Consider the following 21,781-nt stretch of genomic DNA (forward strand, 5'->3'; position numbering starts at 1 on the left):
CCGACCGATGTCAGAGCCGGATGCCCCAGCCGAAGGGATCGTCTTCTTCGATCAGCAGCGTGGCTTCGGCGCTGATGTGCGCGCGGCCTCGCAGCGTGGGAATGACCTTGCCATCCGCCATCTCGTAGCTGGCCTCGAAGCGGCTGCCGATCACGCTGGCCTGCGTCCACACTTCGCCCGGCGCGAGCTTGCCGTCCGCCGCGAGGCAGGCGATCTTGGCGCTGGTGCCGGTGCCGCAAGGCGAGCGGTCATAGGCGTTGCCCGGGCACAGCACGAAGTTGCGGCTGTCCGCGCCTTCATCGTCGTGGGCAAAGAGTTCGACGTGATCGATCTCCGCGCCGTCCGCGCCCGTGATCCCCTGCGCCGCCAGCGCGCGGCGCAAGGCAGAGGTGTAGCCGGTCAGCGCCGCGAGGTTGTCGCTCGCCACGCGCTGGCCGTGCTCACTCACCAGGAAGAACCAGTTGCCACCCCAGGCCACGTCGCCGCGCACGGTGCCATGGCCCGACAGCTCGACCGCCACCTGGTGCAGATGCCGGTAGGCCGGCACGTTGCGCACGCTCACCGAGCCGTCTTCGTGCAGCGTGGTCGTGACCGTGCCTACAGGCGTCTCGATCCGGTGCTCGCCCACGCCGATGCGCCCCATGTGCGCAAGGCTCGCGACCAGCCCGATGGTGCCGTGGCCGCACATGCCGATGTAGCCGGCGTTGTTGAAGAAGACCACGCCGGCAGCCGCATCCGGCGACACCGGCTCGCACAGCAGCGCCCCCACCACCACGTCGCTGCCGCGCGGCTCCAGCACGGCCGCCGCGCGCCACTTGTCGTGCCGCTCGGCCAGCAGCGCACGACGCTCGGCCATGCTGCCGCCGCCCAGATCGGGAAACCCGCCAATCACAAGGCGTGTGGGCTCGCCGCCTGTGTGCGAATCGATGACCTGGATGCGTTGCATGTGGCTGGGTCCGATCAATAGCTGGCGAGGGGAACGGGCGCCGCGTTCTTGAAAGTGAAGACGGTGATGGGCGCCTGCTTCATGTTGCCCTTGTCGTCGTATGAATAGGTTGCGGCCACGCCCTTGTAGGTGGTCTTGTAAAGCTCGGCGCCCACCTTGTCGGGGTCGATGGAGTTGGCCTTCTTCATCGACTCGCCGATGAACAGCACCTGGTCGTAGTACGAAGCAGCGTACGCGTCGGGATCGACGTTGAAGCGCTTCTTGAACTTCTCCTTGAAGGCCGGGCCGCTCTGCGCCTTCTCGAGGATGGAGCCGCCTTGCGCGCAGAACACCAGGTCGTTGACCGCATCGCCGCCGAGCTTGCCGGTAGCGGGGCTGCACACGGTGTCGCCGCCCAGCAGCTTGCCGGGCACGGCCAGCTGCTTCATCTGGCGCGCCATGGGCGCGGCCTGCGGTGCATAGCCGCCGAAGAAGATGGCCTCTGGCGCCTTGGCCTTCATGTTGGTCAGGATGGCGGTGAAGTCCACGGCCTTGTCGGTGGTGAACTCCTGGCCGACCACGGTCAGGCCCTGCTTCTTCGCTTCCTTGGTGAACTCCTCGGCCAGGCCCTGGCCGAAGGCGGTGCGGTCGTCGATCACGCCGACCTTCGTCACCTTCAGCACCTTGGCCGCATACACGGCCATGCTGGAGCCGATCTGGTTGTCGCTCGCGATGATGCGGTAGAGGTTCTTATAGCCGCCCTGCGTGACCTTCGGGTTGGTGCCCACGGTGGAGACCATGGTGCCGCCTTCGCTGTAGATGCGCGAAGCCGGAATGGCCACGCCGGAGCAGTACGGGCCCATGACGTACTTGACGCCGTCGTCCACGAACTTCTGCGCGACGCTCACACCGGTCTTGGCGTCGCACTGGTCGTCTTCCGACACCATTTCGAACTTCAGCGTCTTGCCGCCGACGACAAGCTTCTTCGCGTTGAGCTCCTCGACGGCGAGGCGCACGCCGTTTTCATTGTCCTTGCCTGCGAAGGCATTGGGGCCCGAGAGCGGACCGCTGTGGCCGATCTTGACCACCTGCTCCTGTGCTTGTGCCTGACCTGCGATGGCGATGGCCACGAGGCCGAGAAACGAAACCATGTTTGCTTTTGACTTCATGCTTCTTCCTAGGTTGGGACAATGAAAAGAGGGGCGTATTACATAACCGATTGGTACTGCGCAGGCCGCGTGGCGAGCGCCTTCTTCACGATGGCTTCGATGAATGCGCGCTCCTCGCCGATGAGCGGCAGGCGCGGGCGGCGCATGTGCTCGCTGCCCACGCCCACCAGCACGTCGATGAGCTTGAGGTTCTGCACGAGCTTGGTCGACACGTCGAGGTGCAGCATCGGCGTCATCCACTGGTAGAGCTTGAGCGCCTCGGCGAACTTGCCGGCCTTCATCAGGTCGTACAGCGCGACGGTCTCGCGCGGGAACGCGCAACCCACGCCGGCCAGCAGGCCGTCGCAGCCCAGGGCCAGGCCTTCGTAGGCGAGGTCGTCCACGCCCAGGAACAGCTGGTAGCGGTCGCCCACGGTGTTGCGCAGGTCGGTGATGCGGCGGATGTCGTCGGTGCTTTCCTTGATGGCCGCGATCCATTCGCAGTCGGCCAGCTCGACCATGTGCTCGGGCTTGAGGTCGACGCGGTAGGCCACCGGGTTGTTGTAGACCATGATGGGTTTCTGCGCCGCGTTGGCGATGGTGCGCACATTGAGCATCGCCTCGCGCGCGTCGGCCACGTAGATCACCGAGGGCATCACCATGAAGCCGGCCACGCCGAGCTTGTTGGCGCCGTCCACGTAGCGCAGCGCTTCGCGCGTGCTGGTTTCCGACACATTGGCCAGCACCGGGATGCGGCCGTCGGCGGCTTCGAGCGCGATCTTCGCGACCTGCAGCTTTTCTTCCAGCGTCAGCGTGCTGGCTTCGCCGAGCGAGCCGCAAGTGACGAGGCCGTGGATGCCGTTGCGGATCTGGAAGTCGATGTGACGGGCCGTGCCCTCGGCATCGATGCTCTCGTCGGCGTGGAACTTGGTGGTGACGGCGGGGAAGATGCCTTGCCAGCGGGGATTGCTCACTTGATCGCTCCTTGTGGATGTGCGGTGGTGTGGAAGCGTCGCACTTTAAATATATTAAGGATATATGGTCAAGATATCTTTGGGGCATGCGCTCTTCCGCGCCCGGTTTTTCTGTGATATCCGGGAGCGGGTAGGTCGCGCTACTTGCGGCCGTCCGCGGGGCGCAGCAGGCCCCGCTTGAGCGTCACCGGCTTGCCGATGGGTGGCGCGGTCTTCGTCTCGACGGTGCGCAGCGTGCCGTTGTCCATGCGCACGCCCACCTCGTAGACCGTGACCGTGCGCACGTGCTTCTCGATCTCGTTGCCCGCGAAGCCGCCGCCCACCGCGCCGAGCACCGTGGTCGCGACGCGCCCATTGCCATGGCCGAACTGGTTGCCGACGAGGCCACCCACCACGCCGCCGGCCACGGCCCCCACGCCCGAGGTGTTCTGGATGCGCTTCTGAACCGGGCGAACCGATTCGACATGGCCGCAGACCGCGCAAGGTGGCGGGGCGGGAGGCGCAGCAGCGACCTGTGGTGCATTCATCACGCCTGGCGCCGGTCCGGGCTCGACAGCCGGGGCTGGCATGGGAGCGGGCATCGGCGCAGCCGCCATTGCTTGCGGCGCCGGGCCTGCCGCCGTGGGCGGCACTGCGGGCGCCGGTGGCATGGCTTCAGGCTTGAAATCGTCCGGTGCGGCGGGTGATGCTGCGGCAACGACTGGCGGCGGAGCACTCGCACTCGCGACCGGCTCCTGGCGGTGAAGCAACACCCCGCCAAGCGCCACCACGGCCACGCTCAATGCGCCGATCACGGCCCACAGCGCCTTGGGCGACTTGCCCGCCGGCTGGCCCGGAGGCGGGTTGAATGGCGACGTCGGATCCATGAAAAGCCCCTTATACGGTCCGAAGCGGAATGCCCCGGAACCCATCAGGAAGCATGAGCGCGGGCGGCGCGTTGTCAATTGACCGGCGTCCTACACTGCGATGTCGGTCACGCCTGAGAGGAACCGCGCGGCCTCGCTTCGCATGCCCCGTGAGATGGACTCCCAGGTCCATGCAGGGAAATCCGACGGCAACAGGGCCTCGATCTCGCTCAGTGCGTCATCCACCGACGCCACCATGTCCAGCATGGCGTTCCAGACATCGATGCCACCGTTCTTCATGGCCAGCCCATGCCAATGGCGAGCCTGGATGGTGTGAAAGACATGGTGCGCATTCTTGGAGCGGATCGCCATGGCCAGACCCGCCTTGCGCGGCTGGAACTGATTGGGCCCGTTGCCGAAGTACGGCCACGTCGAAATGATGTCGTAGAGCGGCGTCATCTCGTAGGCGTCACCGCGCAAGAGGTGGATCGAGAAGTTCTTGGCGTGGCCGTCGGTGGCGGCGAGCAGAAAGAAGGCCAATTGCGCGAGCAGGAACCGGGCGCCATCCTCCGCACTCCCGCTGCCTTGCAGAAGCTGCAGGCACTTGCTCATGCCGGGACCACCGTGCTGCTCGTACTTCCTGTCGGACGGCAGCCCCATGGCCTGGCAACAGTCCTCCTGTGGCAGGCGCGCGATCCAGGCGCCACCGTCCATCCACTCGCGGTCGAACCGTTCCACGACCAGGACCGTCTGCCCGCCGAAGGTGGCCATGGATGTCGGTGCCACTTGCAGGCCGAGTGCCTCGACGATCTGTGCGCACAGCCATTCGTTCTGCACCGAGTCCGAGGCGTCCACGCGCTTGGAGCCGCCGATCAATCCCAGCGGCAGCTTGATGATGTGCGTGGTGGGCGTGGCGCCATGCGGCCGGCACCATTCGCCGTTCCAGAAGGTCAGGGCGGTTTTCTCCTGCGCACCGGCAAGGGAAATGCGAAACAGGTCTTCGTCGCGCATGCCCTCCGGGGTGTCTTCGGACGGAACGGCCTGCAGCAGCGCGGCGATCTGCTCTTCGTCCAAGGGCTCGCAGTTCACGGCATTCCAGCCCTGCGGCGCGGCGCCTTCGGGCAGCAACTGCACGGCCCCGACACAGTCGCGGCCGATGGCTTCGAGCAGGTCGAAAGTCCTGGCGTCCTTGAGCTTGAAGCGATTGCGCAGACGCGCGCGAACCCTGTCGCTGTCGGGCAGCAGATTGTCGAAGTAGTTGCGGACCACCTCGCCGCGGACTTCGAGCGTGCCGGTGAGCGGAATCGACAACGACAGCGAGCGCCGCCGGGGCGATTCGAGCCATCGGGGGTCGTACCGGAAGGTGTGGACGCCGTGGTCGACGGACCAGGTGCCAACGGGCTCCCCGTTCATCCACGCGCCAAGCGCCTGCGTCACCAGGACTCCTTCTTCGGCCGGACGACGAAGCTCCGGCGAGACGTCGGCTTGATGTCCTTGCCGGGATTCAGCGCCTGAAGCGCGCGAAGCGATGCGCCTGGAGCACTCGATTGCCCGGAAGGCAGGTGCACCAGCACCGATTGATCGCTCATCCTCGTGGCGGTCCATCCTTCCGGGAGGTTCACGGCATCGTCCGGCAGCGAGTCGCGCCTCCCGGGATGCTCCTGCGCGGCGTCAGCGATGGGACTTGAGGACGTTCCGTCCTGCAGGGAAAAGGATGCCCCCAACGCCGCCATCAACTTCATCAGTTGCTCGAAGCTGACCGCCCCGGGATTCGCTTCGATCTCCGCGATCCGGGCCTGGCTGACACCGACCAACGCGCCTGCCTGCGCCTGTGTCAGGCCGCGCTTCTTCCGCAATGCCTTGAGGTGCGGCCGCAGCTGGTCGACGAAACGAAGGGGATAGTCCATCGCCGACCAGAATATCGGCTATAGCTTATTTTGTCAAAATATCAGCTTCAGGATATTTTTATAAATTACAAGCCTTGCCTTATTTTTTTCTGCACCAAGGCCTGGCCGTTATTCGATCACCGCCTCAATCGATCTTCGCCCCCGAAGCCTTCACCACCGCCCCCATCGCATCCCAGTCCGAGCGCAACAGCTTCTGGAACTCCTCCGCGCTCTGACTGCGCGGCTCCACGCCCAGGCGCTTGAAGCGTTCCTGGATCGCCGGGTCGGCCAGCACCTTGTTGGCCGCGACGTTGATGCGCTCGACTTCCGCCTTGGGCGTGCCGGCCGGCGCGAGCAAGCCGATCCACGAATCGAAGGCGTAGCCCGGCAGGCCGCTCTCGGCCACCGTCGGCAGCTTCGGCAGGAAGGGGCTGCGCGACTGGCCGGTGGACGCGAGCAGCTTGATGCGCGCATCGTCCTGGAAGCCGATCACGCCGATGCTCGACGAGATCACCGCCTGCACGCGACCCGCGAGCACCTCATTGACGGCCTCGCCGGTCGACTTGGTCGGGATGTGCGTCATCTGCAGCCCCGCCTTCGCGAGAAACGACGCCATCGCGAGGTGCGTCGCGCTGCCGTTGCCGGCCGAGGCGTAGTTGTACTTGCCGGGGTTGGCCCTGACCTCCTTGATGAAGTCGGCCGTGCTCGACACATTCATGCCGCTGGCCACCGCCAGCACATAGCCCGCGTTGCCGACGTTGGCCACGCCGACGAAATCCTTCAGCGGGTCGTAGCTCAGCTTGTTGTAGAGAAAACCCGCGATGTTGTGGCTCGCCGCCGCGAGGACCAGCGTGCTGCCGTCGGCCGGCGCGCGCGCCACCAGGGCCGCGCCCACGGTGCCGCCCGCGCCCGCGCGGTTCTCGACGATGGCGCTGGCATTCAGCGCCGCGCCCAACTCATTGTTGAAGGCGCGCGCCACCGTGTCCTGCACCGCGCCGGTGGCGAAGGGCACGACGATGTGGATCACGCGCTGCTGTGCATGGGCTGGTGCGATGGCACCAAGCACCGCCGCAGCAGCAAGCGCGGTCAACGAACGTCGGGTGAGCGGGGTGGAGGTCATCTGTGTGGCCACTTTCTTGGTCATCGTCAACAGGAAGGGAACAACTTCAACCGCCCGGCGACAGCCAGCGCTGCACCAGCTTCACGAAGTAGCTGGCACCGATCGGGATGATCTCGTCGTTGAAGTCGAACGAGGTGTTGTGAATGATGCAGGGGCCGGGCCCGTGGCCGTCGAGCCGGTGGTCGCCGTCGCCGTTGCCCAGGAAGGCGTAGCAGCCGGGCCGCGCGAGCAGCATGTGGGCGAAGTCCTCGGCGCCCATCACGGCGGGGAAGTTGTCGGTGACCATGTCGTCGCCAACCACCTCGCGCATCACGCCGGCGGCAAAGCGCGCCTCGGCCGGATGGTTCACGGTCGGCGGCGAGGAGCGGTTGAAGTACACCTCGGCCGTGCAGCCATGCGCCGCCGCCACGCCGGCCGCCACTTCGCGCAGCCGCGCCTCGAGCTTGTCGATGGCTTCGATGGAAAAGGTGCGGATCGTGCCGCCCACCGTCGCCACATCGGGAATCACGTTCGGCGCATCCGAGCCCTGCAGCTGCGTGACTGCAAGCAGTGCGCGCTCGGTGCTGGGAATGGTGCGCGCCACGATGGTCTGCAGTTGCTGCGCCAGCGTGACCACCGCGGCCACCGGGTCGATGCCGGTGTGCGGCATCGAGGCATGCGTGCCGCGTCCACGCAGCGTGATCTTGTACGTGTTGCTCGACGCCATCAGCGCGCCTTCGTTGAGCGCAAAGCGGCCCACGTCGCCGACGGGGAAGTTGTGCAGCCCGAAGACCGCGTCGCACGGAAAGCGCTCGAACAGGCCTTCGTCGATCATCTTCTTCGCGCCGGCCTTGCCCATCTCCTCGGCGGGCTGGAAGATGAAATGCACCGTGCCGTCGAAGTCGCCGGGGCCCTGCTGCGACAGGTGCCACGCGGCGGCCAGCAGCATGGTGGTGTGGCCGTCGTGGCCGCAGGCGTGCATGCGGCCGGGGTTGGTCGACTTGTGGGCGAACTCGTTGGCTTCGTGCAATGGCAGCGCGTCCATGTCGGCGCGCAGGCCGATGGTGCGCGAGCCCGTGCCCTTGCGCAGCACGCCGACGAGTCCCGTGCCGGCGATGCCTCGGTGCACCTCGATGCCCCATCCGGTCAGCAGGCTCGCGACCTTCTCGGAAGTGCGGTGCTCCTCGAAACCGAGTTCGGGATGGGCGTGGATGTCGCGCCGGATCTCGACGAAACGGGCGGCGTTGGCAAGGAAGGAATCGGCGATGTTCATGGCGGCGAGGGCACTGTCGTGGGAGGCGGACGATTCTGGCGCAAGGCGGCGTTTGCCGCCATGACAGCGGGTCAAAGCCTGGCCAGCACTTCGTCCAGCGTGCCGATCAGCAGATCGGCATTGGCTTCGGAGAACACCAGCGGCGGACGGATCTTCAGCGTGTTGGCGTGTTCGCCGGTGGCGCTCAGCAGCACCTGCCGCTCGCGCAGGCCGTTGACGACGCGCACGGTCTCGGCCGTGGCAGGCGTGCGCGCGCGACGGTCTGTCACGAGCTCCAGGCCCACGAACAGACCCGCGCCGCGCACGTCGCCGATCAACTCGTGGCGCTCGGCAAGCTTCGAGAGTCCGGCGCGCAGATGGCGGCCCACGCGCTGCGCATTGGCCATCAATCCTTCGCGCTCGATCACGTCGAGCACCGCCATGCCGGCCGCCATCGACACCGGGTTGCCGCCGAAGGTGTTGAAGTAGCGGCACTCGCGGCCGAACGCGGCCAGCACCTCCGGCTGCACCGCCAGCCCAGCCAATGGATGGCCGTTGCCCAGCGGCTTGCCCATGGTCACGATGTCGGGCACCAGACTCTCGTGGCGCATGAAGCCCCAGAAGGCATCGCCGGTGCGGCCCAGGCCGGGCTGCACTTCGTCGGCGATGAAGATCCCGCCGGCCTCGCGGATCGCGGCAACCGCTTCGTTCAGGAAGCCCGCCGGGTCGGTGAAGATGCCGTCGCTCGAGAACACGGTGTCGACCATCAGCGCGGCCGGCCGCATGCCATGCGCCTGCAGGTCGGCGATGGCGGCGCGCACGCCGGCGGCGAAAGCCCTTCCCTGGTCTTCGGGCGGCACGCGGTAGCTGTCGGGCGGCGGCACGGTGCGCACCGTCTTGCCGAGCTGCACGAAGCGCCCGAGCGAAGGCGAGGCCTGCGCGATCGACTCCGTCACGCCGTGGTACGCGAAGCGCGTGACGATCAGCCCTTCGGCCTTCGTGTGGGCCTTGGCGATGCGCATCGCAAGGTCGTTGGCCTCGCTGCCGGTGCAGGTGAACATCGCATGGCCGAGCGCGGGCGGCATGGTGGCCAGCAGGCGCTCGGCGTAGTCGAGCACGCCTTCGTGCAGGTAGCGCGTGTGGGTGTTGAGCACGCCGGCCTGCCGCGCGATGGCCTCCACCACGTGTGGATGGCAATGCCCCACCGACGCGACGTTGTTGTACGCATCGAGATAGCGCTTGCCGTCGGCGTCGTCGAGCCACACGCCTTCGCCGCGCACCGGGTGCAGCGGTGCTTCGTAGAACAGGCGGTAGGCCGGGCCGAGCAGCCGCGCGCGGCGCTCCAGGAGCGATTCTTCAGGCATTTGCGTGACTCTGGTTCATACCGCAGGCGCGCCGGAAGGCGGTGCTTGCGGCTTCGTTGCCGATGCGGTCGCAGGCCTGCAGGCGGGCCCACGACAGCGCGTTGTTGCGCAGCAGGTAGGCCGCGTTGTCGGGGTGGCGCGCAGCGCGCCAGCCGCTGATGGCCACCACCATCACGAGCCGCGCGGTGATCAGCGTGAACAGCACGTCGACCTCCTCGCGCGTCAGCGGAAGCACGGCGTGGTACGCGGCAATGAAGGGCACGATGCCGGCCAGCGCATCGCCCGCCGGATCGAGCTGGTAGGCCGCGGCCACTGCGAGGTCGTCGATCAGCGGCGCGCGCACCATGTCGCCGAAATCGAGGATGCCGGCAATGCGGTCGGTGTCGGCGGGATCGACCAGCACGTTGTAGATGTTGAAGTCGTTGTGAATGGGCTGCGTGCGCAGGCCCGCCAGCACGGGCTTCGCATCGCGCTCGAAGCGGTCGAGCGAGCGCCCGGCCAGCGCGCGCCGCTGCGGATCGCCGATGTGCGCGAGCAGGCCGCGCACGCTGTCGGCGCGCTGGATGTCCCAGGGCAGCGCGAGCGCGCCGGCCGGATGGTCGAAGTCGCGCAGCGCGAGGTCGAGCCGGGCCAGCGTGCGCGCCAGGTTCAGTTGCTGCGCGGCTGTGCGCGGCGCTTCGGGCAAGGGCAGGCCCGGCAGGTAGCTGAAGAGCCGAGCCACGCGCGGCAGGCCGTCGCCCGGATCGCACAGCAGCGAAGGCTGGCCCTCGCGCGTGGGCACGATGCGCTGCACCGGCAGCCCCGCGTCGGCAGCCGCGATGTGCAGCAGCGCCTGGGTCTGGAAGTCCGCCACCAGCGGTGTTTCGCTCGGGTGGGAGATCTTCAGCATGAAGTGCTCGCCGGTCAGCGCCGATTCGAGGCGGTAGTTGCGGTCGCGCTCGCCGGTCAGCGGCCGCATCTCGCCCTCGATGCCGTAATGGCGCAGTGCGAACGCGCGCACCCAGTCGGCGTCGAGTTCGGGCGAGCCTTCGCTCAAGACTTCCGCATCGTCGAACCCGTCCGCTGCCGTCATGCGGCGCCCGCGAAGCCGCGCAGCGCGCTGGCGAGGTTGGGGCCCAGGTCGTCGGAGAGATAGCCGCCCTCCTGCACCAGCACGGTCGGCAAGCCGAGGCGCGCGATCTCGGCGAGCAGCTGCGCGAAGCCCGGCGTGGTGATCTTCATGCCCTTGTAGGGATCGCGCTCGTGCGTGTCCAGTCCCAGTGCCACCACCAGCGCGCCGGGCGCGAAGGCGCGGATGCTCTCGCAGGCATCGCGCAGCGCGGGCAGGTAGCCGTCGATGTCGGTGCCCAGCGCGAGCGGCTTGTTGATGTTGTAGCCCAGGCCCGCGCCCTCGCCGCGCTCGTGCGCATAGCCGGTGAAAAAGGGCGTGAAGTTGCGCGGATCGCCGTGCAGCGAGATCGTCAGCACGTCGGCGCGGCGGTAGAAGATGCCCTGCGTGCCGTTGCCGTGGTGCACGTCGATGTCGAGGATCGCTACGCGGTCGTGCGCCGCGCGCAAGTGCTGCGCCGCGATGGCCGTGTTGTTCAGGTAGCAGAAGCCGTTGGCCCGGTCGGCATAGGCGTGGTGGCCCGGCGGACGGCACAGCGCATAGGCCGCGCGCTCGCCCTGCAGCACGAGCTGCGCCGCGTGGGTGGCCACGTGGGCCGAGCCCACGGCCGCGGCCCAGGTGTGCGGGCCGATGGAACACGCGTTGTCGCCCATGTGGAAGCCCGCCTGCCCGACCACGCTCTCCGGATACGTGCAGGGCTCGCCCGGAAAGGGATGGATGTTGGGCATGACCTCGTCGGACGGGTCGTCCAGCAGCCGCCAGCGCGCGTAGGCCGTCTCCAGGAAGCGCAGGTACTCCGGCGTGTGGATCGCGGCGCGCGGGCCGGCGCCGAAGTCTTCGCCCGCGACAACCTCGTGGCCATCGTGCTCGACCGCCGACAGCAGGCGGAAGGCCCGCTCGGGCTGCTCGTTGCTGCGCTTCAGGCGGCCGCGCACCATGAAGAGCTGCGGGTCGTGGTCCTTGTGGGCGTCGCTGTAGACGATCTTCATCTCGCGGGTCCTTGCGTGGAAGTGGTGAGGGCGACGTCGCCGTGCTGCTTCACGAACAGTGCGCGCACCTGCTGCCAGGCGTCGTCGAGATGTTCGCGCATGGCCAGGCGTGACGCCTCGACGTCGCGGCTCATCAGCGCATCGACGATGGGGTAGTGCGTGTTGGCCATGGTCTCGGGGTCGTGGTAGACCGCGTCGATCAGCGCGATGATCATCTGCATCTCGGTCTGGGTGTTCGAGAAGATGCGGTGCAGGTGCGCGTTGCCCGAGAGCTCGCTGATCAGCGTGTGGAAGGCCAGGTCGGTCGCGATGCGCACGTGCTGCGGCTGCGTGGGCGCCTCGCGCACCATGTCGTCCACCAGCGTGCGCAGGCGCTGCAGCCCCGCGTCGTCGGCCTTGCGGCAGGCCAGCTCGACCGAGGTCATCTCCAGGCTCAGGCGCACTTCGAACAGGTCGTCGATTTCCTGGACGCTGATGGTGCGCACCGCGAAGCCGTGGCGCGGGCGCGCCACCAGCACGCCCTGGCGCTCGAGCCGGCGCGCGGCCTCGCGCACGGGGGCGCGGCTCACGCCCATGCGGCGCGCGATCTCGGCCTCGACGATACGGCTGCCGGGCGCGAGGCGCCCTTCGACGATGGCGCGCGTCAGCTGCGCTTCGACCAGCCCGACCAGGTCGGGCGCCTCGACGGACTCGAAGCCGGTGCTGTCGGCGATGGAAGAAGAAAAAGCCATGGTGTTTGTCTCGTCATGTGAGGGGTAGCGGGGCCTTATTCTTGATTGGCCGCCGTGCCAGGTAGACCCCCGCGGCCATGATCAGCGCAATGCCCGCCATCGCCAGCCCATCGGGCGGCCTGTGGAACCAGAAAGTGCTGAAGACCACCGCGAGCAGCAGCTGGAAGTAGTTCAGCGGTGCCAGCGTCGCGGCCTCGACGCGCTCGAAGGCGGCCAGCAGCAGCCACTGCGCCAGCCCGCTGCAGGCACCGCCCGCGAGCAGCAACAGCACCGCACCGGCAGCGGGCCGCTCGGCCGGCAGGAAGAAGGGCGCGGGCAGGGCGGTGACGACCAGGCACACCAGCGCCGTGTACGCATACTGCACCGGGCTCGCGACCAACCCCGCAAGGCGGCGCGTGAGCAGCTGGAAAATCGCATAGCAGACGGCCGACACCGCCATCAGCATCGTGCCCACCCATGGCAGGTTGCCGCCGGGCCGCACGATCAGCAGCATGCCCGCGAAGCCCACGCTCACCGCCACCCAGCGGCTGCGCTGCACCGCCTCGCCCACCAGCCAGGGCGACAGCGCCACCATGAGCAGCGGTGCGGTGAAGTAGATGGCGGTGGCCTCGGCCAGCGGCATCCAGATCAGCGCCGTCATGAAGCAGGTAGCCACGGTCGCGAGCATCACGCCGCGCAACAGCAGCAGCCTCCTCTGCGGCGCGCGCCAGATGCGCAAGTCGCCGTGGCGCAGCAGCATCGCGAAGGCAATGCAGATCACCGACAGGTAGCGCATCAGGTTGACGAAAGGCGCGGGGTAGAACTGCAGCATGTGCTTGCAGAAGGCGTCGTAGCTCGCGAAGGCCACCAGCGCGCAGAAGAACAGCGCAACGCCGGTGCTCCTGGAGCCCGGCGGGCGCAGCAGCACTGCGGCGCTCGCGGTGGTGTTCACGCCAGCGAAGCCTCGAAGCGCACCATCGCGCGATCGAAGCGTTCGAACATTTCGTCGATCTGCGCGGGCGTGATGATGAGCGGCGGACAGAAGGCCACGGCATCGCCCATGGCGCGCACGATCAGGCCCTCCTGCAGCGCGAGTTCGGCCAGCCGTGCGCCGGCCTTCATCGCCGCATCGAAGGGCATGCGCTTCGCCGGATCGGCAGCAAGTTCGAGCGCGCCGATCAACCCCACGCCGCGCACCTCGCCCACATGCGGATGGCCGGCGTAGCGGCGCAGGCCGGCCTGGAACTGCGGCGCCACCGCCTGCACATGCGCGAGCACCTGCTCGTCCTCGTAGATGCGCAGCGTTTCGAGCGCGACCGCGGCAGTCACCGGATGGCCCGAGTAGGTGAAGCCGTGGCCGAAGGTGCCGATCTTTCCGCTGTTGGCGGCCACGGCCGCATGCACCTGCTCGGACACCATGACGGCCGAAATCGGCACATAGCCCGACGACAGGGCCTTGGCCGCGGTAAGGATGTCGGGCCGCAGGCCGAAGGTGGTGGAGCCGAACATCTCGCCGGTACGGCAGAAGCCGCAGATCACCTCGTCGGCGATCAACAGCACCTCGTACTTGCGCAGCACCGCCTGCACCTTTTCGAAATAGGTGGCCGGCGGCACCAGCACGCCGCCCGCGCCCATCACCGGTTCCGCGATGAAGGCACCCACGGTGTCGGGCCCTTCGGCAAGGATGCGCTGCTCGAGCGCATCGGCCAGCCGCGTGGCGAAGGCCTCTTCGGTTTCGCCGGGCTCGGCGTAGCGGTAGTGATGCGGGCAATCGACGTGCAGCACGCGGTCGATCGGCAGGTCGAAATCGCGGTGGTTGGGCACCAGCCCGCTCAAGCTGGCCGCCGCCACGGTGACGCCGTGGTACGCGTTGCGGCGCGCGATGATCTTCTTCTTGCCGGGCTTGCCGATGGCGTTGTGGTAGTACCAGACCAGCTTGACGGCGGTGTCGTTGGCCTCCGAACCCGAGTTGGCGAAGAACACCTTGGACATCGGCACCGGCGCCATCGACAACAGCTTCTCGGCCAGCGCAATGGCCGCCGCATTCGAGCGGTGGTTGAAGGTGTGATAGCAGGGCAGCGTGTGCAGCGCGTCGCTGCCGGCCTTGGCAAGGCGCGCATTGCTGAAGCCCAGCGAAACACACCACAGACCCGACATGGCCTCCAGATAGCGCCGGCCCTGGTCGTCCTCCACGTAGATGCCGTCGCCGCGCTCGATCACGAGCGGGTCGACCTGCGGATGCGCCGCGAGGTTGGTGAAGGGGTGCAGGTGGGCCGCGATGTCGTTTGCGGCGCGCTCTGCATGTGCTGCTTGCAACGCCGCGGTAGGGATGGATGCGTTCATGTGGCCTGCTCCGTTGTCTTGAAATGCGAGGGCGGCTCAGTAGCCCCGGTCGAGGTCGACAGCCGTGCCCGGCCGCTCGCCGCGCCGTACGAGCGCGAGGTTGTGCAGTGTCTGCTGCGCGATCACCGACGTGTCGGTCCGGGTGGCGATGTGCGGCGTGACCAGGATGCGCGGGTCGCCCCAGAAAGGGTGGTCGGCCGGCAGCGGCTCCTGCGTGAAGGCATCGAGCGTGGCGGCGGACAACTGGCCGTTGTCGAGCGCGCGCAGCAGGTCGGCCTCGACAAGGTGTGCACCGCGTCCGACATTGACCAGGTGCGCGCCGCGCGGCAGCCGCGCGAACAGGTCTGCGCTCAGAAAGCCCTGCGTCTGCGGCGTGAGCGGCAGCAGGCACACCAGCGTGTCGCAGCCCGCGAGGAATTCATCGAGCTGCGCATCGCCATGGAAGCCCGCGACACCGGCCGGCAGGCCGGCCTTCGCACTGCGGCTCCAGCCGCGCACCGCATAGCCGATTGCGGCCAATGCCTTGGCACAGGCCAGCCCCAGGGTGCCGAGCCCCGCGATGCCGACGCGGTGGCGCCCCGGCGGGCTCATCGGCTGCTCCTGCCATGCCCCCATGGCCGCGCTCGCAAGGTACGCAGGCATCTGCCGCTGATGCTGGATCACGGCCCAGCACACGTAGGCCTTCATGCCCGTGGCCATCTCCGGATCGACGATGCGGCAAAGCGGCAGCGCGCGCGGCAGTTGCCGGTCGGCCGTGATGTGGTCGACGCCCGCGGCCAGCGACTGCACCAGCTGCAGCCGCGGCAAGCTCGCCAGCAGGCCGTGCGGCGGATACCAGCAGACGGCCGCATCGATCTGTTCGAGCGGGCCGAGGTCGGCGCCCAGCCGCAGGTCGATATCGGGGCAGTGCTGGCGAAAGGCGGGCGCAAGGTAGTGCATGTCGAGCACATCGCTCAAGAGCGCAATGCAAGGCATCAGGCCACCTTCGCAGACACATCGGCCTGCCCCGCGAGGCGTGGCACCGCGTCGATCAGCTTGCGCGTGTAGGCGTGCTGCGGATCGTTGAGCACCTTGTGCGTCTCGCCGTATTCCACCACTTCGCCGCGCTGCATCACCGCGATGCGGTCGCACATCTGCCCGGCCACGCGCAGGTCGTGCGTGATGAACACCATCGCGAGCTGGAACTGCGCGCGCACCTGCGCGAAGAGCTCCAGCACCTGCGCCTGCACCGACACGTCGAGCGCCGACACCGGCTCGTCGGCCACCAGCAGCTCGGGCTGCATCGCGAGTGCGCGGGCGATGCCGATGCGCTGGCGCTGCCCGCCCGAGAACTCGTGCGGATAGCGCCGCGCCGCATCGGCGCCCAGGCCCACGAGCTGCAGCAGTTCCATGGCACGCGCCATCGCCTCGGCCTTGCCCACGCCTTGTGCGATCGGCCCGCCCGCGATGGCCGCGCCGACGCGGTGGCGCGGGTTGAGCGAGGCATACGGGTCCTGGAACACCATCTGGATCTTGCCGGCCGCCGCGCGCCGGAAGCTCTTGCCCTGCGCGAGGTTGCGGCCCTTGAAGAGAATGCGTCCGCTGTCGAAGGGCGCGAGCCCCACCAGGCAGCGCCCCACGCTCGACTTGCCCGAACCCGATTCACCCACCAGCCCCAGCGTCTCGCCGCGGTGCAGCTCGAAGCTGATGTCCTTCGCCGCCTGCACCGCGCGGCCGCGCTTGAACAGGCCTCCGCTCGAACGGTAGGTCTTGCACAGGTCCTGCACCTGCAGCACGCGCGTCAGGTCGTCGTGCGGCACGGTCTGCGCCTGGCCGTCAGGAATGGCGGCGATGAGCTTGCGCGTGTAGGGATGCTGCGGCGCACTGAGCACCTGCGCGGCCGGCCCGGACTCGACCACATGGCCGGTCTGCATGACCACCACGTGGTCGGCGATTTCGGAAACGACGCCGAAGTCGTGCGTGATGAAGAGCACGGCCGTGCCCCTGCGCTGCTGCAGCTCGCGGATGAGCTTGAGGATCTGCGCCTGCGTGGTGACGTCGAGCGCGGTGGTGGGCTCGTCGGCGATCAGCAGCACGGGCTCCAGCACCAGCGCGCAGGCGATCATCACGCGCTGGCGCTGGCCGCCCGAGAGGCGGAAGGGGTAGGCGTCGATCAGCAGCTCGGGGTCGGGCAGGCCCACGTCGGCAAGCGCCGCGAGGATGCGGCGTCGCTTCTCGGCCGCGGGCACGCTGCCGTGCGCGTCGAACACCTCGCCGATCTGCTCGCCGATGCGCATCACCGGGTTCAGCGCGGTCATCGGCTCCTGGAACACCATGCCGATGCGCCGCCCGCGCAGCTCGCGCATCTGCGGCTCGGTGAGCTGCAGCAGGTCGTGGCCGTCGAACAGGATGCGGCCCGCCACCGGCGCCACGTGCGGGCGCGGCAGGAGGCCCATGACCGCGTTGGCGATCATCGACTTGCCCGAGCCCGATTCGCCGACCACGCACAGCGTCTGGCCCGGCATCACTGAGAGCGTGGCGCCTTCGACGGCCAGCGCGCGGTCGGCGCCCGAGGGCAGCGAGATGCTCAGGCCAACGATGTCGAGCACGGGATGCAGGGGTTTCATTGGCGTGACGGTGGCGTTCATTCACTTGCCCTTTCCGTGCAGCCGCGTGTTGAGCCCGTCGCTCAGGCCCTCGCCCACGAGGTTGAGCGCAAGCACGGTCAGTACGATGGCCAGCCCCGGGAACAGCGCCATCCACCAGGCCTGGCGCAGCACGGTGCGCGCGGCGCCGACCATGTAGCCCCAGCTCATCTGGTTCGGATCGCCCAGGCCCAGAAAGCTGAGGCTGCTTTCGAGCAGGATGGCGGTGGCCACCATCAGCGAGGCCATCACGATGATGGGCGACATGGCGTTGGGCAGGATCTGCGTGAGGATGATGCGCGGCGTCGACTGCCCCGCGAGCAGCGCGGCCTGCACGAAGTCGCGCTGGCGCAGCGTGAGGAACTCGCTGCGCACCAGCCGCGCGACCGGCGGCCACGAGACGATCGCAATGGCCACGACGATCGACTTGATCGAGGGCTCGAAGATCGCGACCAGCACGATGGCCAGCGCAAAGCTCGGCACCGCCTGGAACAGCTCGGTGAAGCGCATCAGCGCCGCATCGATCCAGCCGCCGAAGTAGCCCGCGATTGCGCCGAAGGTAACGCCGATCAGCAGCGCCACGATGGTGGACACCACGCCGATCAAGAGCGAAATGCGCGCGCCGTAGACCAGGCCCGCGAGGATGTCGCGCCCGAGCGTGTCGGTGCCCAGCAGGAAGCCGGGCTCGGTCCAGGGGCGCACGAAGGGCTGCTCGACCATGGCCCACGGGTCGTTGGTGGCGAGCCACGGCCCGAGCAGTGCAACGGCTGCCACGATCAGCAGCACCACCATGCCGGCCACGGCGCCCTTGTTGCGGCGAAAGCGCCGCCAGAAATCGCTTTGCATCGTCGTCGTCATGTCAGCTCGATCCGCGGATCGACCAGGGTGTAGACCAGGTCGGTGATGAGGTTGAAGAGCACGGCCATCGCGGCCGTCACCAGGAAGGCGCCGAGCAGCAGGCTGTAGTCGCGCTGTAGCAGCGCGTCGAACATCAGGCGGCCGATGCCGGGCCAGGCGAAGACGGTCTCGGTCAGCACCGCGCCGCCGATCATGCCGCCGGCCTGGATGCCCGCGAGCGTGACCACCGGCAGCAGCGCGTTGCGCAGCACATGCGCGCGCAGGATGCGGCCGGGTTTCACGCCTTTGGCGCGCGCGGTCTTCACGAAGTCCATCTGCGCCACTTCGAGCATCGCGGCGCGCGTCATGCGTGCGTAGACGGCCATGTAGAACAGCGCGAGCGTGAGCGCGGGCAGCACCAGGTGCTTCGCCACGTCGAGCACCAGCGCGAAGCCGGCGTGGCCCGAGCCCACGGTCATGAGGCCGAAGCCCGGCAGCCATTCGAGCTGCACCGTGAACACCAGCACCGCCATCAGCGCGAGCCAGTACAGCGGCGTGGCGTAGAAGAGCAGCGCCACCACCGTGATGGCGCTGTCAACCCATGTGCCCGCACGCCGCGCCGACAGCGCACCGAGCGTGATGCCGAACAGCAGCGAGAGCGCGAAGGCACTGCCGGTGAGCAGCAGCGTTGCGGGCAGCCGGTCCATGATGAGCTTCAGCACCGGCTGCTGCTGGCGGTACGAGTAGCCGAGGTCGAGCCGCACCACCTTGCCGACATAAGTGGCGAGCTGCGTCGACAGCGGCTGGTCGAGCCCGAACTGCGCGCGCAGCTGCGCGACGAACTGCGGATCGGACGCGCCGGCCTCGCCCGCCAGCACCGACACCGGATCGCCCGGCGCGGCGCGCACCAGCATGAAGTTGACCGTGGCGATCAGCAGGATCGCCACCAGGCCCTGCAGCACGCGGGTCAACATGAACTGCGTACGTTTCATTCGGTCGTCACTCCGCGCGTCAGCCGACGCTTGCGTTGCCGAGGCTGTCGTTGAGGCCGATGCCCGAGCTCACGATGTTGCTGAGCTTGGTGCGGTAGAGCGCGGGGAAGTTGAGCTCCAGCAGCCAGGCCACGGGCACCTCGTCGAGCAGGATCTTCTGCGCCTGCAGGTAGATGGCCTTGCGCTTTTCCGGGTCGGTCTCGCGCGCGCCGGCATCGAACAGCTCGTCGATCTTCGGGTTGGAGTAGCCCTCGACGTTGTTGAAAGGCGAGCCCTTGGCGATGTTGGCGGTGGTGTAGTTGCGCGCCACGCCCAGCGCCGGGTCGCCGTACTGGTAGACGTAGGTGAAGGCGAGGTCGTAGTCCCAGTCGTTCAGGCGCTGGTTCCAGCCGGCCACGTCGGTGGCGGTCATCTCGACCTTGATGCCGGCCTGGGCCAGGTTCTGCTTCAGGATCTCGGCCTGCCGCGACCAGGTCTCGCCGTAGGGCAGCGGCAGCAGCCGCAGCGTCTCGCCCTTGTAGCCCGATTCGGCCAGCAGCTTCCTGGCCGTTTCCACGTTGCGCGGGTACTTGGCGACGTCGGTGCTGTAGAACTTGATGTTGCTGTTGAACGGCCCGGTCGCCGGCTTGGCAAAGCCCTGCCACGCGATCTTGGCCATGGCCTCGCGGTCGATGGCGAACATCACGGCCTGGCGGAACTTGACGTTGTCCATCGGCGCCTTGCGGTTGTTCAGCCACAGCCACGAATGCGGCGCGAAGAACTCCCAGCCCTTGGTGGTGACGGCAACGCCCGGCAGCTTGGACAGCCGCTGCACGTCGAAGTACTCGACCGCGCCGCCGGGCACCAGGTCGACCTTGCCCGACTCGAAGGCCGCCGCGCGCGAGGCCGCGTCGGGAATGACGTGGAAGTAGACGCTGTCGACCAGCGGCACGTCTTTCACGTGGTACTTGTCGTTGGCCACGAGCTGGATGTACGAGCCCTTGACCCACTCCTTGAACTTGAACGGCCCGGTGCCGATGGGCGTGGCGTTGGCGGGGTTGGTCGCGAAGTCGGTGCCTTCGTAGATGTGCTTCGGGATCATCGGCATGCTGCCGACCTCGAAGATGCCGATGAAGGGGCCGAAGGGGTACTTGAGCTTGAACTCGACGGTGAGCGGATCGACTGCGCGGATGCTTTCCACCGCAGCCAGGTTGGCCCGCAGGCGCGCATGCGTCTTGCGCAGGAACACATCGGCCGAGAACACCACGTCGGCCGAGGTGAAGGGCTTGCCGTCATGCCAGGTGACGCCGGGCTTGAGCTTGAAGGTGTAGAGCGTGCCTTCCTTGTTGACGGTCCACGCGGTGGCCAGCGAAGGCAGCGGCGTGATCTTTTCGTCGTAGCGCAGCAGGCCTTCGTAGATGTTGCCGGAGATCATCTGCGTCGGGCCGTTCTGCGTGATGCCCAGCATCAGCCCCGGCGGCTCCGGCTGGACGACGGCGTTGATCACGCCGCCTTTCCTGCCCGCGGCCAGGAGGTGCAGGGGAACGCCGGCCAGCGTCAGGCCGGCGGTGGCGGCGGCACCCATCTGGATGAGATTGCGACGTTTCATGGGGCGAACTCCTTCTGGCTCTTTCGAGGTGGTGGACAGGGTCAGGGAACGGGAGGGGAAAGCGGGGCGATCAGTCGCGGAACGAGGTGGCCGGCGCGGGCTCGATGCGCTGCAGCAGCGCGCGCCATTCGCGCGCGTTCGGGTCGGCCTGGCCGGGCAGATGGCTGCCGCCGCCAGCTTCGTATTGCTGCGCGGTCTTTTCGCAGACCTCGGCCGGCACCGGGTAGACCGGCAGGCCGCTCGACTGGATGGCCACCTGCACGCGGCAGGCGCGCTCCAGGTTCAGCATCAGGATGAAGGCTTCCGACACCGTGCGGCCCAGCGTCACCAGGCCGTGGTTGCGCAGGATGAGCGCGCGCGCCGTCGGGCCGAGGTCGGCCACGAGGCGCTCGCGCTCCTCGGGGTCGAGCGCGATGCCCTCGAAGTCGTGATAGACCACGCGCTGGTAGAACTGCAGCGCCCACTGGTTGCAGGGCTGCAGCCCGCCGGCCAGCGACGACACCGCCACGCCCGCCACCGTGTGGGTGTGCAGCACGCAGGCCGCGTCGTGGCGCGCCGCGTGCACCGCGCTGTGGATGGTGAAGCCGGCCGGGTTCACGTCGTAGGGGGAGTCGTCGAGGATGCGGCCCTCCAGGTCGATCTTGACCAGCGACGAGGCGGTGATGTCGCGGAACAGCATCCCGAAGGGGTTGATCAGGAACTGGTCTTCGGTGCCCGGCACACGCGCGGAGATGTGCGTGTAGATGCTGTCGTCCATGCCGTAGTGCGCCACCAGCCGGTAGGCCGCGGCCAGGTCCTGTCGGACCTGGCGCTCGGCGTCGGAGACCGGCGGGGCCTTGCGGTCCACTGCGTGCAGTTGCATATCGCGTTCCTTTTCACCGGCCTGGCTGGCAGGCCAAGCCCTTGTTTGGGGTCTATCGGGATGACTGCAAACTGTCGACAGTCAACCGACGACAGTCTTAAGCAATATGCGGGCCCGCGTTAGGGGGTAAGCCCTCGGTCGTCGTCCTTGGAGGCGGGAAAAGCGGCGCCACCAGGGAAGCGGAGCGCCAAAACGCCGGCCGCCCGCCCCCCCCCCCTAGCCCCGGCGGGGGGGG

20 protein-coding genes are annotated in these 21,781 nt (G+C 68.0%); all 20 read right to left on the bottom strand.

Annotated features, from left to right (window positions below):
- Positions 1–10: 10 nt before the first annotated feature.
- Entirely contained in the window at positions 11–946 is a 936-nt protein-coding gene (locus tag ACCC97_RS10075; RefSeq protein ID WP_413332583.1) for a 4-hydroxyproline epimerase, read from the bottom strand.
- 14 nt (positions 947–960) lie between these two features.
- The gene (locus ACCC97_RS10080; RefSeq protein ID WP_413332585.1) at positions 961–2,094 is read right to left on the bottom strand and encodes a branched-chain amino acid ABC transporter substrate-binding protein; all 1,134 of its coding nucleotides are present in this window, start codon (positions 2,092–2,094) and stop codon (positions 961–963) included.
- Positions 2,095–2,132: 38 nt separating this feature from the next.
- Positions 2,133–3,047, bottom strand: a complete 915-nt coding sequence (locus ACCC97_RS10085) for a dihydrodipicolinate synthase family protein (protein WP_007828627.1) — start codon at positions 3,045–3,047, stop codon at positions 2,133–2,135.
- A gap of 140 nt (positions 3,048–3,187) precedes the next feature.
- A complete protein-coding gene (locus ACCC97_RS10090; protein ID WP_413332587.1) occupies positions 3,188–3,913 on the bottom strand; it encodes a glycine zipper 2TM domain-containing protein in 726 nt (241 codons plus the stop codon).
- Positions 3,914–4,003: 90 nt separating this feature from the next.
- Positions 4,004–5,332 (bottom strand): HipA domain-containing protein, encoded by a 1,329-nt coding sequence (locus tag ACCC97_RS10095; RefSeq protein WP_413332616.1) that lies wholly within the window; start codon positions 5,330–5,332, stop codon positions 4,004–4,006.
- On the bottom strand, positions 5,326–5,799 hold the full coding sequence (locus ACCC97_RS10100; RefSeq protein WP_413332589.1) for a helix-turn-helix domain-containing protein: 474 nt from the start codon (positions 5,797–5,799) through the stop codon (positions 5,326–5,328). The genes ACCC97_RS10095 and ACCC97_RS10100 overlap by 7 nt, the downstream gene beginning before the upstream one ends.
- 124 nt (positions 5,800–5,923) lie before the next feature.
- A complete protein-coding gene (locus ACCC97_RS10105) occupies positions 5,924–6,922 on the bottom strand; it encodes a tripartite tricarboxylate transporter substrate-binding protein (RefSeq protein ID WP_413332591.1) in 999 nt (332 codons plus the stop codon).
- Between the two features lie 22 nt (positions 6,923–6,944).
- Positions 6,945–8,150: a M20 aminoacylase family protein gene (locus tag ACCC97_RS10110; protein WP_007828617.1), complete on the bottom strand. Its 1,206-nt coding sequence runs from the start codon at positions 8,148–8,150 to the stop codon at positions 6,945–6,947.
- A 71-nt stretch (positions 8,151–8,221) separates the two neighbouring features.
- Positions 8,222–9,493, bottom strand: coding sequence for an aspartate aminotransferase family protein (locus ACCC97_RS10115; RefSeq protein ID WP_413332593.1), 1,272 nt, complete (start codon positions 9,491–9,493; stop codon positions 8,222–8,224).
- A complete protein-coding gene (locus ACCC97_RS10120; RefSeq protein WP_413332595.1) occupies positions 9,486–10,565 on the bottom strand; it encodes a phosphotransferase in 1,080 nt (359 codons plus the stop codon). Before ACCC97_RS10120 ends, ACCC97_RS10115 begins: the two co-directional genes overlap by 8 nt.
- Positions 10,562–11,590 carry a histone deacetylase family protein gene (locus tag ACCC97_RS10125; RefSeq protein ID WP_007828612.1) on the bottom strand — a complete coding sequence of 343 codons (1,029 nt, stop codon included), beginning with the start codon at positions 11,588–11,590 and terminating at the stop codon, positions 10,562–10,564. The genes ACCC97_RS10120 and ACCC97_RS10125 overlap by 4 nt, the downstream gene beginning before the upstream one ends.
- On the bottom strand, positions 11,587–12,321 hold the full coding sequence (locus ACCC97_RS10130) for a GntR family transcriptional regulator (RefSeq protein ID WP_007828610.1): 735 nt from the start codon (positions 12,319–12,321) through the stop codon (positions 11,587–11,589). The genes ACCC97_RS10125 and ACCC97_RS10130 overlap by 4 nt, the downstream gene beginning before the upstream one ends.
- 13 nt (positions 12,322–12,334) lie before the next feature.
- On the bottom strand, positions 12,335–13,252 hold the full coding sequence (locus tag ACCC97_RS10135; RefSeq protein WP_413332598.1) for a DMT family transporter: 918 nt from the start codon (positions 13,250–13,252) through the stop codon (positions 12,335–12,337).
- Complete coding sequence (locus tag ACCC97_RS10140) at positions 13,249–14,643, bottom strand: aspartate aminotransferase family protein (protein ID WP_413332600.1); 1,395 nt, start codon at positions 14,641–14,643, stop codon at positions 13,249–13,251. The genes ACCC97_RS10135 and ACCC97_RS10140 overlap by 4 nt, the downstream gene beginning before the upstream one ends.
- 36 nt (positions 14,644–14,679) lie before the next feature.
- On the bottom strand, positions 14,680–15,618 hold the full coding sequence (locus tag ACCC97_RS10145) for a 2-hydroxyacid dehydrogenase (protein WP_413332602.1): 939 nt from the start codon (positions 15,616–15,618) through the stop codon (positions 14,680–14,682).
- Positions 15,618–17,270, bottom strand: coding sequence for an ABC transporter ATP-binding protein (locus tag ACCC97_RS10150; protein WP_413332604.1), 1,653 nt, complete (start codon positions 17,268–17,270; stop codon positions 15,618–15,620). The genes ACCC97_RS10145 and ACCC97_RS10150 overlap by 1 nt, the downstream gene beginning before the upstream one ends.
- Positions 17,271–18,125 carry an ABC transporter permease gene (locus ACCC97_RS10155; protein ID WP_258352155.1) on the bottom strand — a complete coding sequence of 285 codons (855 nt, stop codon included), beginning with the start codon at positions 18,123–18,125 and terminating at the stop codon, positions 17,271–17,273. It lies immediately after the preceding gene.
- Positions 18,122–19,096: an ABC transporter permease gene (locus ACCC97_RS10160; RefSeq protein ID WP_413332606.1), complete on the bottom strand. Its 975-nt coding sequence runs from the start codon at positions 19,094–19,096 to the stop codon at positions 18,122–18,124. The genes ACCC97_RS10155 and ACCC97_RS10160 overlap by 4 nt, the downstream gene beginning before the upstream one ends.
- A 19-nt stretch (positions 19,097–19,115) precedes the next feature.
- Positions 19,116–20,684 carry an ABC transporter substrate-binding protein gene (locus tag ACCC97_RS10165; protein WP_413332608.1) on the bottom strand — a complete coding sequence of 523 codons (1,569 nt, stop codon included), beginning with the start codon at positions 20,682–20,684 and terminating at the stop codon, positions 19,116–19,118.
- Positions 20,685–20,754: 70 nt separating this feature from the next.
- Positions 20,755–21,546, bottom strand: a complete 792-nt coding sequence (locus tag ACCC97_RS10170) for a class II aldolase/adducin family protein (RefSeq protein WP_413332610.1) — start codon at positions 21,544–21,546, stop codon at positions 20,755–20,757.
- Positions 21,547–21,781: the final 235 nt, after the last annotated feature.

The sequence above is a fragment of the Variovorax sp. Varisp85 genome, assembly GCF_047304045.1.
GTDB lineage: Bacteria > Pseudomonadota > Gammaproteobacteria > Burkholderiales > Burkholderiaceae_C > Variovorax.